This is a genomic window from Streptomyces sp. NPDC050145 (assembly GCF_044460245.1).
Taxonomy (GTDB): Bacteria; Actinomycetota; Actinomycetes; order Streptomycetales; family Streptomycetaceae; genus Streptomyces.
The window spans coordinates 53498-67584 of record NZ_JBITJS010000005.1; the positions used below are offsets into that span (position 1 = coordinate 53498).

General features: G+C 72.8%; 13 protein-coding genes and 1 pseudogene. 7 read left to right on the forward strand and 7 right to left on the reverse strand.

The features are described 5' to 3' along the window. Positions 1–38: 38 nt before the first annotated feature. From ACIBTU_RS11735 to ACIBTU_RS11745, 3 genes are all read right to left on the reverse strand, one after another. Positions 39–782, reverse strand: coding sequence for a zinc ribbon domain-containing protein (locus ACIBTU_RS11735; protein ID WP_399126218.1), 744 nt, complete (start codon positions 780–782; stop codon positions 39–41). Then, positions 779–1639 (reverse strand): Nif3-like dinuclear metal center hexameric protein, encoded by an 861-nt coding sequence (locus ACIBTU_RS11740; RefSeq protein ID WP_399125860.1) that lies wholly within the window; start codon positions 1637–1639, stop codon positions 779–781. Before ACIBTU_RS11740 ends, ACIBTU_RS11735 begins: the two co-directional genes overlap by 4 nt. Before the next feature lie 61 nt (positions 1640–1700). Continuing rightward, positions 1701–2753, reverse strand: coding sequence for an ABC transporter substrate-binding protein (locus tag ACIBTU_RS11745; protein WP_399125861.1), 1053 nt, complete (start codon positions 2751–2753; stop codon positions 1701–1703). A 285-nt stretch (positions 2754–3038) separates the two neighbouring features. Between ACIBTU_RS11745 and ACIBTU_RS11750 the strand changes: the two genes are divergently transcribed. Both ACIBTU_RS11750 and ACIBTU_RS11755 read left to right on the forward strand, forming a co-directional pair. Next, positions 3039–4193 carry a hypothetical protein gene (locus ACIBTU_RS11750; RefSeq protein WP_399125862.1) on the forward strand — a complete coding sequence of 385 codons (1155 nt, stop codon included), beginning with the start codon at positions 3039–3041 and terminating at the stop codon, positions 4191–4193. 97 nt (positions 4194–4290) lie between these two features. Then, complete coding sequence (locus ACIBTU_RS11755; protein WP_399125863.1) at positions 4291–4461, forward strand: hypothetical protein; 171 nt, start codon at positions 4291–4293, stop codon at positions 4459–4461. Positions 4462–4564: 103 nt separating this feature from the next. Here the strand turns inward: ACIBTU_RS11755 and ACIBTU_RS11760 are convergent, their stop codons facing one another. The 3 genes from ACIBTU_RS11760 to ACIBTU_RS11770 form a co-directional block, all read right to left on the reverse strand. Continuing rightward, on the reverse strand, positions 4565–5503 hold the full coding sequence (locus ACIBTU_RS11760) for a 3-oxoacyl-ACP reductase (protein WP_399125864.1): 939 nt from the start codon (positions 5501–5503) through the stop codon (positions 4565–4567). Between the two features lie 194 nt (positions 5504–5697). Further along, positions 5698–6774, reverse strand: coding sequence for a Zn-dependent alcohol dehydrogenase (locus tag ACIBTU_RS11765; protein ID WP_384629788.1), 1077 nt, complete (start codon positions 6772–6774; stop codon positions 5698–5700). A gap of 62 nt (positions 6775–6836) precedes the next feature. Then, a complete protein-coding gene (locus ACIBTU_RS11770) occupies positions 6837–7691 on the reverse strand; it encodes a MaoC/PaaZ C-terminal domain-containing protein (protein WP_399125865.1) in 855 nt (284 codons plus the stop codon). A 311-nt stretch (positions 7692–8002) separates the two neighbouring features. Between ACIBTU_RS11770 and ACIBTU_RS11775 the strand changes: the two genes are divergently transcribed. From ACIBTU_RS11775 to ACIBTU_RS11790, 4 genes are read left to right on the forward strand one after another with little or no spacing between them, the layout of a single operon-like run. Next, positions 8003–8935: an ATP-binding cassette domain-containing protein gene (locus tag ACIBTU_RS11775; protein WP_399125866.1), complete on the forward strand. Its 933-nt coding sequence runs from the start codon at positions 8003–8005 to the stop codon at positions 8933–8935. A gap of 1 nt (position 8936) precedes the next feature. Next, positions 8937–9653, forward strand: coding sequence for an ABC transporter permease (locus tag ACIBTU_RS11780; protein ID WP_399125867.1), 717 nt, complete (start codon positions 8937–8939; stop codon positions 9651–9653). Positions 9654–9674: 21 nt separating this feature from the next. After that, complete coding sequence (locus ACIBTU_RS11785) at positions 9675–10949, forward strand: sensor histidine kinase (protein WP_399125869.1); 1275 nt, start codon at positions 9675–9677, stop codon at positions 10947–10949. A gap of 47 nt (positions 10950–10996) precedes the next feature. Further along, positions 10997–11629, forward strand: coding sequence for a response regulator (locus ACIBTU_RS11790; protein WP_399126219.1), 633 nt, complete (start codon positions 10997–10999; stop codon positions 11627–11629). A gap of 186 nt (positions 11630–11815) precedes the next feature. On the opposite strand, the pseudogene ACIBTU_RS11795 reads toward ACIBTU_RS11790, so the two are convergent. Further along, positions 11816–13269, reverse strand: a pseudogene (locus tag ACIBTU_RS11795) (MFS transporter). 118 nt (positions 13270–13387) lie between these two features. On the opposite strand from ACIBTU_RS11795, the gene ACIBTU_RS11800 reads away from it, so the two are divergent. Continuing rightward, entirely contained in the window at positions 13388–14047 is a 660-nt protein-coding gene (locus ACIBTU_RS11800) for an SUKH-4 family immunity protein (RefSeq protein WP_399125870.1), read from the forward strand. The last annotated feature ends 40 nt before the right edge of the window (positions 14048–14087 follow it).

The window sequence follows — 14087 nt, forward strand, 5'->3', positions numbered from 1 at the left end:
GGGCCCCGGAACCTCGGCTCATGCTCGGTTCGACGGAACTACAGGCCCGACTCGGAGGTGCGGACCAGGATGCGGTGGCAGTTCTCGCAGCGGACGACCGCGTCGGGGGCCGCGGCGCGGACCTCGTTGAGCTCCGTGATGTTGAGCTCCAGGCGGCAGCCCTCGCAGCGGCGCTGGAACAGCTTGGCCGCGCCGACGCCGCCCTCCTTCACGCGCAGCTTGTCGTAGAGCTTCAGCAGGTCGGCGGGGATGGACCCGGCGACGACCTCGCGCTCCTTGGTGGCCGTGGCGGCCTCCGCGTCGAGCGCGGACGCGGCCTCGTCGCGCCGGGACGTCGCGTCGTCGATCTTCGCCTGGACGGAGGCGAGCCGCTCACCGAGCTCGGCGGCGCGCTCCTGCGCGGACTCGCGGCGCTCCATGACCTCGAGGACGACGTCCTCCAGGTCGCCCTGGCGCTTGGCGAGCGAGGCGATCTCCTTCTGGAGGTTCTCCAGGTCCTTCGGCGAGGTGACCGCGCCGGAGTCGAGGCGCTGCTGGTCGCGGGCGGCACGCTGGCGGACCTGGTCGACGTCCTGCTCGGCCTTGGTCTGCTCGCGGGCGCAGTCGCTCTCCTCCGTCGTCGCGGCGACGTGCAGGTCCCGCAGCTGCGTGAGGTCCTTGGTGAGCGACTCGATCTCGGCGTGCTCGGGCAGCGACTTCTTCTTGTGCGCGAGCTGCTGGAGACGGACGTCCAGGGCCTGGACGTCGAGAAGGCGGATCTGGTCGGCGGGCGCGGCGTTCAGTTGGGGGCTCCAAAGGTAGAGAGTGATGCGGGGTTGGACGCCGCGTGGGCGGTCCAGGGGTCGGTGACCGTCTTGGAGACGTGGACCCGCAGGCCCCATCCGTGACGGTCGGAGATCTCGTCGAGCTGGGCGGCGGCCAGCTCGCACCAGGGCCACTCGGTGGCCCAGTGCGCCGCGTCGAGCAGCGCGAGAGGAGCGTGTTCGCGAGCCTCGCTCGCGGGGTGGTGGCGCAGGTCCGCGGTGAGGAAGGCGTCGACGCCGGCCGCGCGGACGTCGGCGAAGAGGCTGTCGCCGGAGCCGCCGGAGACGGCGATCGTGCGGATCGTGGCGTCGAGGTCGCCGGCGACGCGGATGCCCTGGGCGGTGGCCGGGAGGCGGTCGGCGGCGCGGCCCGCGAGCTCGCGCAGGGTCAGCGGGTGCTCCAGCTCGCAGATCCGGCCGAGGCCGCGGCGTCCCGCGGGGTCGGTCGGGTCCGGCACTAGGGGGCGTACGACGCGGACGTCGAGGGCGCCGGCGAGCGCGTCGGAGACGCCCGGGTCGGCCCGGTCGGCGTTGGTGTGCGCGACGTGCAGCCCGATGTCGTTCTTGATCAGCGTGTGGACGACGCGGCCCTTGAAGGTGTCCGCGGCGACGGTCGTCGTGCCGCGCAGGTAGAGCGGGTGGTGCGTGACCAGCAGGTCCGCGCCCAGCTTCACCGCCTCGTCGACGATCTCCTGGACCGGGTCGACGGCGAAGAGGACCCGGCCGACCTCGGCGTCCGGATCGCCGGCGACCGTGCCGACCGCGTCCCATCCCTCGGCGAGGGCCGGGGGCCAGAGGGCGTCGAGCGCGGCGGTGACTTCAGACAGACGGGGCACGCAGACAGGTTACCTGCGCCGCGCGCCCCAGCCCCAAGCGTGGTCAGGTCCGGGCAGGGCCTTACTTGACGAGGTCGCCTCGGAGGTCGTCGAGGACCTCGTGGGCGGCGGTGACGCCGAGGCCGAGGTACCAGGTCTCGTCCGGGACGTCCTTGGCCTGCCCGTCCTTGACGGCCTTCAGGTTCTTCCAGAGCGGGTTGTCCTCGGCGCTCGAGCGCTGGGTCTTCTTCGCGTCGCCGTAGACGCCGGTGAAGATCCAGTCGGCGTCCGCGGAGTCGATCTTCTCGGGGCTGATCTCGGTCGCCAGGTCGTTGATCTGCTGATTCTTCGGCCGCGGGATGCCGGCGTCGTCGAGGATCGTGCCGATGAAGGAGGCCTTGGCGTAGAGGCGGATGCGGTCCGGCATGTAGCGGAGCATCGTGACGGTCGGGGCCTTGCCGCCGTTCGCCTTCTTCACGTCGGCGCCGAGCTGCTTGACGTCCTTCTCGTACGCGGCGAGGTTCGCCTCGGCCCGGTCCTTCTTGTCGAGGGCGGACGCGTTGAGGAGGTAGTTCTCCTTCCACGTGAAGCCGGGGCGGATGGAGAAGACGGTGGGGGCGATCTTGGAGAGCTGCGGGTAGAGCTTGGCGGCGCGCAGCTCGCTGCCGAGGATCAGGTCGGGCTTGAGGTTCGCGATCGCCTCGAGGTTGAGGGAGTTGATCGTGCCGACGTTCTTCGGGCTGCCCGCTTCCTTCTTCAGGTAGGACGGGATGCCCTCGTCGCCCTCGGTGGGCGCGTAGCCGACGGGCTTGACGCCGAGGGAGGCGACGTTGTCGAGCTCGCCGACGTCGAGGACGACGACCCTCTTGGGCTGGGCCTTCAGCTCGGTCTTGCCCATGGCATGCGTGACGGTGCGCGGGAACTGGCCGCCCTTCGCGGTCGTGCCCATCTTCGCGGTCTGCTCGGCGGCCTTCGAGAAGTCGTCGCCGCCCTGGGCGACGGCCTTGGAGCCCGTGCCGTTGTCGTCCTTGCCGGAGCCGCCGGTGCCGCCGGAACCGCAGGCGGTGAGGGTGAGGGCGGCGGCCGCGGTGACGGCGGCGGCCACGATCCGGGTGCGGTGGTGGCGTAGGGACATCTCGGCTCGGCTCCAGCGGTCACAGGGGTGCGGGCGTGCGGCACTCCGCCCACCCGCATGGTTTGGTTAGGCAAACCTTACAGTCACGTCCCCGGCGGGCCTCTCCGGGCCCGCCCGCACCCCGCGAGCACACCCGGCACAGCGCCCTCAGCGGATTCGCCGCTTCGCCACCCTTTGGGGTGAAGCGTCGGGCGCCCGGTGCCACGGAGGTGCGTGCGAAAACTAGCTTCGACCGCGAACGACCGGAGGCGACAGAACCGGGACAGAACCGGAGGTGGCAGATCCATGACGGCCTTGGCGATCGAGCCCACGACCGGGACGCGGCCGGAGCCGCCGCGCACCGGATGCGTGATCACGGCGGACGGGTCCTACGCGGCCCGGCTCGCGCACGACGGGGCGGACGGCGCGGCCCCCTCCTGGTTCCCCGAGCGCTGGACGCTGGACGGACCGGAGCCGTACGCGGTGCCGCTGCCGACGAACCAGCCGGAGGAACCGGACACGGCGGTACTGCCGCTGTCCGACGGCCGGGTCCTGGTCCGGCGCCGGGCCGACGGCCGCCATCTGTTCTCGCTGCTCTACCCGACCGGCCCCGGCACCGGCGAGGTGCTCCTCGGATCCGTGGAGTGCGAGGAGCTGACCCTGCTTCCGCCCGCGCCGGACGGCCGGTGCGCGTACGCGCTCGCCCCGGGCGAGCAGAGCACCGACGTGTGGCGGGTGGCGGGCGGGGCGTTCGGGCCCGAGCACGTGGCCTCGGTGCCGGGGCGCTGCTCGGGCGGCGTGTGGCTGGACCGCACCGGCCGACTGCTCGCCCTCGACCGCGAACCGGCCGACGGGGACGGCCCGGTGAAGACCGTCGCGGTGGATCTGGACCGGGACGGCGAGGTGTCGCCGCTGCTGCAGATCACCGAGGAGAGCGAGGACCGGCTGCTGCTCGCGGACCCCGACAGCGGTCTGATCCTGCTCCGCTCGGACGCCGCCACCCCGGGCGAACTCCGGCTGGGCTGGGGGGTCTTGGGCAGCACGCTGCCGATCCGCTTCCCGCAGGCGCTGCGGCTCGCGGACTGCACGCTGACCCCGTTCGCCGTCCAGCCCGGGCAGACCCTGCTGCCCGAGAGCTGCGCGGTGGCGCTGCGCATCGACGGGCCGGCCGCGGCCGAGGGCGGGGCGCCGTGGTTCGGCGTGTGGCGTCCCGCCGTGTCGCACCTGCATCAACTGGCGGCGCCTGTAGGGTGGTTGGCCGGTACGGGCTTCTGGTCGCGGGACGGGGTCCTGGCGCTGCCGTACGTCACGGACGACGTGTCGTGCGGGCTCGCGCGCATCCCCGCCCCCGAGCCGCCACAGCCGCGCGAACCGGTCGTGCAGGCGCCTCAGGCACCTGCGGTACAGCGGCCGGTGCCGTTGGGGCAGGCGCCCCTCGGTGGGCGTCCGGCGGCCGGTTAGACTCGCCCGGCTGTATCGAGAAAGATCTTGTCCGGGGCGTGTTGTCCGGGCAGGTGTTCAGTCAACGGGGAAAAGAAGTTACGGGGTGAGCTCTCCCATGACGGAAGGCAACGGTACGAACGTCGCGGTGTGCATGCCGGAGCAGGAACGATCCGGCTCCGGGCGGCACCGTGGAGCGGTCTCCGCGTCCGCGCAGAGTGACAGCCATGAGCAGTCGCAGCCGCAGCCGCGCGGGCGGCACCGGGGGGCGCGCGCCGACGAGGCGTAGGCGCTCCGCTTCGGTGCGGGACGCGTGACGGGCCCGGCGACATCTCGGATGTCGCCGGGCCCGTTCCTGTATGCGGGTGCGGGTGCGGGTGTGCCGCCTCGGGTCAGTCGTGCTTGAGGCCGAGGATCTCCGCCGCGGCGAAGGTCTCGTTCGCGGGGCGGTCCTTGTAGTGCGGGGTGAGCAGCGCGTCCAGTTCGTCGTACGTGAACGCCTCGTGCGCGGTGTCGAACTTGGCCTGGACGCGGGGGCGGTCGACGACGACGACGATGCCGCCGTGCACGACGAGGAGCTGGCCGTTGACGTTCGCCGCGGCGGGCGAGGACAGGTAGCCGACGAGCGGGGCGACGTGCTCGGGGGCCAGTGGGTCGAGCCCCTCCTCCGGCTCGGCGAACCCGGCGAAGACGTCCTCCGTCATGCGGGTGCGGGCGCGCGGGCAGATGACGTTCGCGGTGACGCCGTACTTGGCGAGGGCCAGGGCGGTCGAGGTGGTCAGGCCGACGATGCCGCCCTTCGCGGCGGCGTAGTTGGGCTGGCCGGCGGAGCCCGCGAGGAAGGCCTCGCTGGACGTGTTCACGATGCGGCCGTAGACCGGGGCGCCGGTGGTCTTCGAGCGCTCGCGCCAGTGGCGGGCCGCGAAGTGGGTGGTGTTGTAGTGGCCCTTGAGGTGGACGCGGATCACCGAGTCCCACTCGTCCTCCGACATGGAGAAGATCATGCGGTCGCGCAGGATGCCGGCGTTGTTGACCAGGATGTCGAGCTGCCCGTAGGTGTCGACGGCCAACTGGACGAGTTCTCCGGCCTGTTGGTGGTCGGCTACGTCGCCGGTGTGGGGGGTCGCGTCGCCGCCGGCCGCGCGGATCTCCTGGGCGACCAGTTCGGCGGGGCTGGTGTCGGCCGCGCCGGAGCCGTCCCGGCCGGGCTGGCCGAAGTCGTTGACGACGACGTTCGCGCCGAGGCGGGCCAGTTCCAGGGCCTCGGCCCGGCCCAGGCCGCGGGCACCTCCGGTGACGATTGCCGTGCGGCCCTTGAGCGGCTGGTCCATGGTGGGGCTCCTTGTCCGTGTGCCTGTGCGGGTGTCGTCGTGGCTGGTGTTCAGGGCACGGCTCAGCGCCGTGGGGGGCGTGGTGGCTCGTTGCCGGGTGCGGCCCCGGTGGGGGCTGGCCGCGCAGTTCCCCGCGCCCCTGAGATGCACACCCTTCGGGTGGCATCTCAGGGGCGTTGCAGCTTCGAGGGTTGCTACAGCTCGATGCAGGTCCTCAGGGCTACTCCCGTGCGCATCTGGGTCAGGGCCTCGTTGATGTCCGTCAGGGGGACGCGGTGGGTGATGAGGGAGGCCAGGTCGATGCGGCCCGCGCGCCAGAGGGCGATGGCGCGCTCGTAGGACGTGAGGACGTCGCCGCCGCCGTACATGGAGGGCAGGATCCGCTTCTCGTCGAAGAAGAGCTCGAACATGTTGAGCTGGAGGAAGTCGTCGAGGGCGCCGGCGCCGACGACGACGAGGGTGCCGCCGCGGCGGGTCGTCTCGTACGCCGTCCGGGCCGTGGCCGACTTGCCGACGACCTCGAAGACGTAGTCGAAGCCCTCCCCCGCCGTGATCCGCTGCTTGGCGTCCGCGAGCTCGTCCGGCGCGACCGCCTCCGTCGCCCCGAACCTGAGCGCCGCCTCCCGCCGCGAGGCGACCGGGTCGACCGCCACGATCTGGGCCGCGCCCTTGAGCCGCGCCCCCTGGATCGCCGAGATGCCGACGCCGCCGCAGCCGATGACCGCGACCGACGAACCGGCCTCCACGTCCGCCGTGTTGACCGCGGCGCCGAGCCCGGTCGTCACTCCGCACCCGATGAGCGCGGCGATGTCGAAGGGCACGTCGTCGGGGATCGGCACGGCGCACCCGGCGTCGACGACGACCTCCTCCGCGAAGGTCCCGGTCCCGGCGAAGCCGAACACGTCGCCGCCGGGCCGCTTGAAGTTGGGCGTGCCCGCGTTCATGAACCCGGCGAGACACAGCTGGGTCTGGCCGCGCTTGCAGGCGGGGCAGGCGCCGCAGGAGGGCAGCCAGCACATGAGGACGCGGTCGCCGGGCTTGACGTGGGTGACGCCGTCGCCGACGTCGAGGATCTCGCCGGCGCCCTCGTGGCCGGGGATGAACGGGGCGGGCTGCGGCAGCACCCCGTTCATCGCGGACACGTCGGAGTGGCACAGGCCGGTCGCCCGTACCCGGATCTTCACCTTGCCCGGACCGAAGCCGACCGCCTCGACGTCGTCCAGTACCTCGAGTTTGTCCTGGCCTATCTCGTGCAGTACGGCTGCTCGCATGGGTGCGGCTCCTTCGCCTGAGTACCGGTGGGGTACGGATGCCTTCTGTCAGCTGTGCTCGGTCAGCTGTGCTCGATGAGGGTGTCCGCGAGGACCGGCGCCTCGTCCCGCTCCACCGCCGAGACCGTCACCTGGACCCGGCCGGGCTCCTGCCACATCCGCACGCGCAGCGTCTCGCCGGGGAAGACGACACCGGCGAAGCGCGTGCTGTAGCGGGTGACGCGGGAGACGTCGCCGCCGAGCGCGTGGTCGACGACGGCCTTGAGCGTCATGCCGTACGAGCACAGGCCGTGCAGGATGGGCCGGTCGAAGCCGGCGAGCTTGGCGAACTCGGGGTCCGCGTGCAGCGGGTTCCAGTCGCCGGACAGGCGGTAGAGGAGGGCCTGTTCCTCGCGGATGGGCCGGTCGACGGTGCGGTCCGGCGCGCGGTCCGGGACCTCCAGTCGCTCGGAGGGTCCGCGCTCGCCGCCGAAGCCGCCCTCGCCGCGGACGAAGATCTGCGCGTCGCTGGTCCACAGCGGGCCGTCCTCGTCGGCGACCTCGGAGCGCAGCACGAGGACGGCGGCCTTGGTCTTGTCGTAGACGGCGGCGACGCGGGAGGTGGTGGTCGCCCTGCCCTTGACGGGGATCGGGCGGTGCACCTCGATGGTCTGGCCGCCGTGCAGCACGTGGGCGAGGTTGACCTCGACCCCGGGGCTGGACAGGCCGCCGACGACCCCCATGCCGGCGCCCGCGACGGTCGCGAAGCTGGGCAGGACGTGCAGCTTCGACTCGAGGGTGTAGCGCAGCTCGTCGGGGTCGGTGGCGGGGATGCCGGCACCGAGGCCCAGGTGGTAGAGCTGGATGTCCTTGTGGTCCCAGGTGATCTCGGCGGACCGGGGCTCGGCGGCTACGGCCTTCGCGGCGTCGATGGGCATGGGGCGAGCGCTCCTCACGTCGTACGTCTCGTACGGGTGGTGCTTGGTGGTGCGGGTGGTGAAAGACCTCGGCGCGGCCGTCCGCACCGTCGGTCGCGCCGAGGTCGTCAGGGGCCGGATCTAGAACCTGTTTCATTCTGTCCGGCGATCCTCATGTATAGCCAAGGCGGCGGATGTTGGGAAGGGCCGAGGCCCGCATTTCTGACGTGGCGTCAGAAACTGTGCCGCGCGGGGGCCGTGACATTTGTACTGCCGATGTCCGGACAAGCGGATCTGCCGCCGGACCACCCCGGATCCGTAGCGTCTCGGACATGACGACGAAGACGACGCACACCGGCCCGGGCCCCGCGCCCGCCGTGTCCTTCACGGGGGCCGTCAAGACGTTCGGCGAGGTCAGGGCCGTGGCAGGGCTCGACCTGGCCATCGCGCCCGGCGAGACGGTCGCGCTGCTCGGCCGCAACGGCGCGGGCAAGTCCACCACCATCTCCCTGCTGCTCGGCCTGGACGAGCCGGACGCGGGCCGGGTGGAACTGTTCGGCGGGGCGCCGCAGGACGCGGTGCGGGCCGGCCGGGTGGGTGCGATGCTCCAGGAGGGCAAGGCGGTGCCCCGGGTCACGGTCGGCGAGCTGGTCTCCTTCGTGGCCGGGCGCTACCCGGACCCGATGGACGTGGGCGAGGCGCTGCGCCTGGCCGGGATCGAGGAGCTGGCCGGCCGCCGGGTCGACAAGCTGTCGGGCGGTCAGACGCAGCGGGTCCGCTTCGCGGTGGCGCTCGCCGGGAACCCGGCGCTGATCGTCCTCGACGAGCCGACCGCCGCCCTCGACGTGGAGGCGCGGCACGCCTTCTGGGCGTCGATGCGGGCGTACGCGCGGCGCGGCCACACGGTCCTGTTCTCCACGCACTACCTGGAGGAGGCCGACGCGCACGCGGACCGGATCGTGGTGATCGACCACGGCCGGGTGGTGGCCGACGGCACGGGCGAGGAGCTGCGCCGGGCGGCCGGCGGCAGCCTGGTCTGCTTCGACCTGGCCGGGCGCGGCACGGAGGGCCTCGCGCTGCTGCCGGGCGTCGTGTCCGTCGAGGTGACGGGCGAGCGGGCCCGGCTGCGCACCGAGGACCCGGACGCGACGGTCATGGCGCTGGCCGCGCTGGACGCCGTACGGAACCTGGAGGTCGCACCGGCCTCCCTCGACGACGCCTTCATGGCGCTGACCGCGGACCCCCGCGACCTGGAGCGTGTGTGACATGTGGGACTACCTGCGGCTCGAAGTGCGGCGCACCCTGCGCGACGGCCGGTTCGTGATCGGCTCGGTCGCGATGCCGGTGATGATGTACCTGCTGTTCACCAACCTCGGTGACGTGGACGGCACCTGGAAGACCGGCTCGATGATCGGCATGGCGGCCTACGGGGCGCTCGGCGCGGCGCTGAACACGGCGGGCGGGGTCGCCGAGGACCGGGCGATCGGCTGGCTGCGGCAACTGCGGATCACGCCGATGACCCCGCGTCAGGGCGTGATCGGGCGCGCCCTGACCGGCGCGGTGACGGTGCTGCCCGCCATCACGGCGGTGATGCTGGCCGGCGCGCTGGTCAACGGGGTGCGGCTCGACTGGTGGAAGTGGCCGGTGATCGCGCTCGTGCTGTGGCTGGGCTCGCTGCCGTTCACGATGCTGGGCCTCGGCAACGGCTACCGGATGACCTCGCAGGCCATGGGCGGCATCAACATGCTCTGCTATCTGGGCCTCGCGGTCCTCGGCGGCCTGTGGTTCCCGGTGACCCTGTTCCCGGACTGGCTCCAGCGGGTCTCCTCCTTCACGCCCACCAACCGCTTCTCGCAGCTCGGCACGGCCGTCGCCGACGGGCACGCGCCCTCGCTCGCGGCGCTCGCCGTCCTGACCGCCTGGCTGCTGGCCTTCGGTTCGTACGCTGTGGTCTCGTACCGCAGGGCCGCGCGCACCATCTGATCGGGACGGGGAGTCAGAGACATGGCCGGGACGAGAATCCGACAGGGCTGGACCGCGTGGCGGCGCTCGCTGGACGTGTGGAAGACGGAGCACGCGTACGCGAAGGAGGAGCACCGGCGCGTGAAGGCCGAGCGGCGGGCCAAGGGCGAGGGCCGGCCGCCGGAGGAGATGGCCCCCGCGCCCAACGGCTTCGCCCTGCTGCCCTGGCTGCTCATGGGCATGGGCGCCCTGTCCAACCTGTTCCAGGACAGGACCACCGACCCGGTCATCGGCGGCCTGGGTCTGCTGACCTTCAACTCCCTCTACATCTTCGTGGTGTTCCGCGCGTTCCGGCCACAGACCCGCAAGGCTCTGTCGACCCGCCTGGCGCTCGTCGTCATGACGCTCCTGACCTGCGGTCTCGTCAGCGTCTACGGGGGCAGCTGGCTGGCGTTCTTCCCGCTGCTCGGCCTCGCCGTCGGCGCGGTCGCCCGGGGCCCGCACCTGGGCAGGATCGGCCTCGCGCTGACCGTCCTGTCGGCGGTGGTCGCCGGACTGCGCGACGGCTGGGGCGCGATCGGCGTCGCGTACGGCACGTTCCTGTCGACGATGGTGACCGCCGCGATCCTGTCCCTGTCCGAGGCCGTACGGGAACTGCGGGCGGCCCGCGAGGAACTGGCGCGGCAGGCCGTGGAGAAGGAGCGGCTGCGCTTCTCGCGCGACCTGCACGATCTGCTCGGGCACACCCTGTCGGTGATCGTCGTGAAGGCGGAGGCGGCCCGGCGGCTCGCCCCGCACGGTCTCGACGCGGCCCTGGAGCAGGTCTCCGACATCGAGGCGGTCGGCCGGCAGGCGCTCACCGAGATCCGCGAGGCCGTCACCGGGTACCGCGAGGGCAGCCTCGCCACCGAACTGGACCGGGCCCGCTCGGCGCTCACCGCGGCCGGCATCGAGCCCGTCGTACGGCAGTCGGGGGCGCCGCTGTCCGCGCAGAACGAGGCGCTGCTCGGCTGGGTCGTGCGGGAGGCGGTCACCAACGCGGTACGGCACAGCGGGGCCGAGCGCTGCACCATCACCGTCGACAGTACGGGCGAGCGGGTGCGGTTGCGGGTCTCCGACGACGGGGTGGGCGAGGCGGCCCCCGCGCCGGGCGCCGTCGGCGGGACCGGGCTCAAGGGGCTCGCCGAGCGGCTCGCGACGGCGGGCGGTTCGCTGGAGGCCGGGCCCGGTCCGCGCGGCGGGTTCGTCGTACGGGCCGAACTCCCGGCCGGTGAACCGGAGTCGACGCCGGACGCGGCGCTCGCCGAGCGGGCTTGAACGCGCCGGGCGCGCCCCGGGCCCGTAATCTCTCCCCTGTGACCGAGATGCCGCAGGACCACCGGCCCGCCAAGAGCGTGCGGGTGCTGCTCGCCGAGGACCAGGGCATGATGCGGGGCGCGCTGGCGCTGCTGCTCGGCCTGGAGCCGGATCTGGAGGTCGTGGCGCAGGTCGCGGCCGGTGACGTCATCGTCGACAAGGCCCTGGAGTGCCGGCCCGACGTGGCGCTCCTGGACATCGAACTGCCGGGCCGCAGCGGGCTCGACGCGGCGGCGGACCTGCGCGAGGAGGTGCCCGACTGTCGGGTGCTCATCCTGACGACGTTCGGGCGGCCCGGGTATCTGCGGCGGGCCATGGAGGCGGGCGCCGCCGGGTTCCTCGTCAAGGACGGGCCGGTGGAGGAACTCGCCGAGGCGATCCGGGCGGTGCTCCGCGGGGAGACCGTGGTGGACCCGGCGCTCGCCGCGGCCGCGCTCTCGGCGGGGCCCAGCCCTTTGACGGCGCGCGAGGCGGATGCGCTCCGCGCGTCCGTGGATGGTGCGACCGTCTCCGACATCGCCGGGAAGTTGCACCTGTCGGAGTCGACGGTGCGCAACTATCTTTCGTCGGCCATCGGCAAGACCGGGACGCGGAATCGGATGGAGGCGGTGCGGGAGGCGCGGCAGCGGGGGTGGCTCTGACCGTCGGCGGCTGCGGGCCGGTGGGGGCTGGTCGCGCAGTTCCCCGCGCCCCTGAAATGCATGCCCTTCGGGCGCATTTCCCCGATGCGCCAGCGCCCGCTGAGATCGCGCACGGAGTGCGCATCTCAGGGGCGCGGGGAACTGCGCGACCAGCCACGACGAAGCGCGCACCCGGCAACGCGACAGCTACTGGGCAGACGCCTTGCCGCGCCCTCCCGACAGCCCCGCGATCAGGATCACCAGCGCCACCAGCAATATGGACCCGCCCCAGAGGAACGCCCCCGCATACCCATGCGTGAGCCCCGCCGGATCCGACCGACCCGCGGAGCGACTCGCCGCGACGGTCGACAGCACCGAGAGCCCCAACGCCCCGCCCAACGTGCGGGACGTGTTGACCAGCCCGGAGACGAGCCCCGCGTCCGCGGCCGCCGCCCCCGACGTGGCCAGCGAGGCGAGCGGTGTCATGGCGAGCCCGGCGCCGGCCATCATCAGGATCCCGGGCAGCATGATCGTCGTCACGTACACCCCGTGCTCCGTCATGGTCGACTGCCAGAAGAATCCGGCGACGGTGACGGCGACGCCGAGCGCGGCCACGTTCCGCGCCCCGATCCTGCGCATCAGGCGCGGCGCGAGCTTGGAGCCGGCGACGACCGCGAGGGAGCTGGGCACGAGGGCGAGTCCGGCCTCGATCGGGGTGTACCCGAGCACGTTCTGCGCGTAGAGGGTCATGAAGAACCACATGGCGAAACTGCCCTGCCGCACACGAACATCGCCGCGTTGGCGACGGCCACGGTCCGCACCCGGAACAGGGCGAGCGGCATCAGCGGCACCTTCGTACGGGCCTCGACGACGAGGAACGCCGCGATGAGCAGCACGCCGGCCGCCAGCGGCACGAGCGTGCCGGCCGCGCCCCAGCCCTCCGCCTCGGTCTGCACGATGCCGTACGCGAGGACGGCCGTGCCGGCGGTGACGAGCACCGCGCCGGGCAGGTCGAGCCGGCGGGTGCCGCCGGCCCGGGACTCCCGGATCCAGCGGGCGGCGGCCGCGAGGACGACGGCGCCCAGCGGCACGTTGATCAGCAGGACCCAGCGCCAGTCGAGCGCCTCGGTGAGCACGCCGCCGACGAGTCCGCCCGCGGCCCCGCCGCCCGCGCCGACGGCGGTCCAGGTGGCGATGGCGCGGGCGCGCGCGGCGCCCTCGGGCACGGCGGCGGTGAGCAGGGTCAGGGTGGAGGGGGCGAGGACGGCGGCGCCCAGGCCCTGCACGGCGCGGGCGACGAGCAGCTGCCAGCCCTCCTGGGCGAGCCCGCCGCCGAGGGAGGCCAGCGTGAACAGGCCGAGCCCGACGAGGAACATCCGCTTGCGTCCGTAGAGGTCGCCGGCCCGGCCGCCGAGCAGCATGAAACCGGCGAAGGCGATCGAGTACGCGTTGACGACCCACTGCAGGCCGCCGGCGCTCAGCCCGAGGTCCGTGCGCATGGAAGGGAGGGCGACGTTCACGACGGACACGTCGAGGACGACGAGGAACTGTCCGGCGCAGGCCACGGCCACGACGAGCCAGGCGGGCGGGGTGGGCCTGGCCGCGCGTATCTCGGTCTCGGAGCCGGTGGAGCCGGCGGGCGTTCGCAGCATGGGTGTCATGGTCCCAGGCCGCCGACGCCCCGTACATCAGGATTTCGGTGCACCTGTGACGGGTCTCAGGTCATACGTCCCGGGACCTAGGTCCCGGCCCCGGCGGGCGCGTCCTTAGGGTGACTCGATGATCTCCACCACCGAACCCTCGGAACTCCCCGAACTCTCCGAACTCTCCGAACTCCCCGAACTGTCCGCCGGGAAGCCCAGCGCCGCCTGGCTGGAGTCCTGCTTCGGCGCGGGCAGCCTGTGGCGCCCCTCCCCCGCCGGCCTGCCCGCCGCGCTGACCCACGAGCCGACCCGGGCCTTCCTCACCGAGATCGGCGTCCCGGCGGTACGGCCCGAGGCCGTCGACTACGACTCGGCGAAGCTGCCCGAGGAGGGCATGTGGGAGGCGGACCCGGACGAACTGTTCGGCGAGCGCTACCCCGACGACGACTCGCCGCCGAGCCGCTACTCGTACTGCATCGGTATGTGGGGCGTGCTGCACCTGATGGTGTCGGGCGACTCCGGCACCGTCGAGGTCTACGACCCGGACGGCTGGGACCACGCGGCGGGCTACGGCGGCTACGCGGCGGACTCGGTCCCCGAGTTCCTGATCGCGCTCGGGGTGGTCACCCTGTACCGGCGCAAGTTCGAGGACGCGGAGCCGCGGGCGGCACTGGACGGCCTGGACGAACTGACCGCGGTGCTCAACCGGTTGCGTCTGGGCCCGGAGTTCTCCGACTTCTGGGAGACGCGCCTGGAGGAGCTGCGCGAGGACCTCGAGTGCGAGCTGGACGACTGAGCCCGGCGCGCGGGGTCGGTCGTAATTCTGTGGCCGGGCC

What these genes read in the sequence shown, in the direction of transcription:
- ACIBTU_RS11745 (WP_399125861.1), bottom strand. Translation starts at nt 2,753, where the DNA reads ATGTCCCTACGCCACCACCGCACCCGGATCGTGGCCGCCGCCGTCACC.
- ACIBTU_RS11750 (WP_399125862.1), top strand. Translation starts at nt 3,039, where the DNA reads ATGACGGCCTTGGCGATCGAGCCCACGACCGGGACGCGGCCGGAGCCG.
- ACIBTU_RS11755 (WP_399125863.1), top strand. Translation starts at nt 4,291, where the DNA reads ATGACGGAAGGCAACGGTACGAACGTCGCGGTGTGCATGCCGGAGCAG.
- ACIBTU_RS11760 (WP_399125864.1), bottom strand. Translation starts at nt 5,503, where the DNA reads ATGGACCAGCCGCTCAAGGGCCGCACGGCAATCGTCACCGGAGGTGCC.
- ACIBTU_RS11765 (WP_384629788.1), bottom strand. Translation starts at nt 6,774, where the DNA reads ATGCGAGCAGCCGTACTGCACGAGATAGGCCAGGACAAACTCGAGGTA.
- ACIBTU_RS11770 (WP_399125865.1), bottom strand. Translation starts at nt 7,691, where the DNA reads ATGCCCATCGACGCCGCGAAGGCCGTAGCCGCCGAGCCCCGGTCCGCC.
- ACIBTU_RS11775 (WP_399125866.1), top strand. Translation starts at nt 8,003, where the DNA reads ATGACGACGAAGACGACGCACACCGGCCCGGGCCCCGCGCCCGCCGTG.
- ACIBTU_RS11780 (WP_399125867.1), top strand. Translation starts at nt 8,937, where the DNA reads ATGTGGGACTACCTGCGGCTCGAAGTGCGGCGCACCCTGCGCGACGGC.
- ACIBTU_RS11785 (WP_399125869.1), top strand. Translation starts at nt 9,675, where the DNA reads ATGGCCGGGACGAGAATCCGACAGGGCTGGACCGCGTGGCGGCGCTCG.
- ACIBTU_RS11790 (WP_399126219.1), top strand. Translation starts at nt 10,997, where the DNA reads ATGCCGCAGGACCACCGGCCCGCCAAGAGCGTGCGGGTGCTGCTCGCC.
- ACIBTU_RS11800 (WP_399125870.1), top strand. Translation starts at nt 13,388, where the DNA reads ATGATCTCCACCACCGAACCCTCGGAACTCCCCGAACTCTCCGAACTC.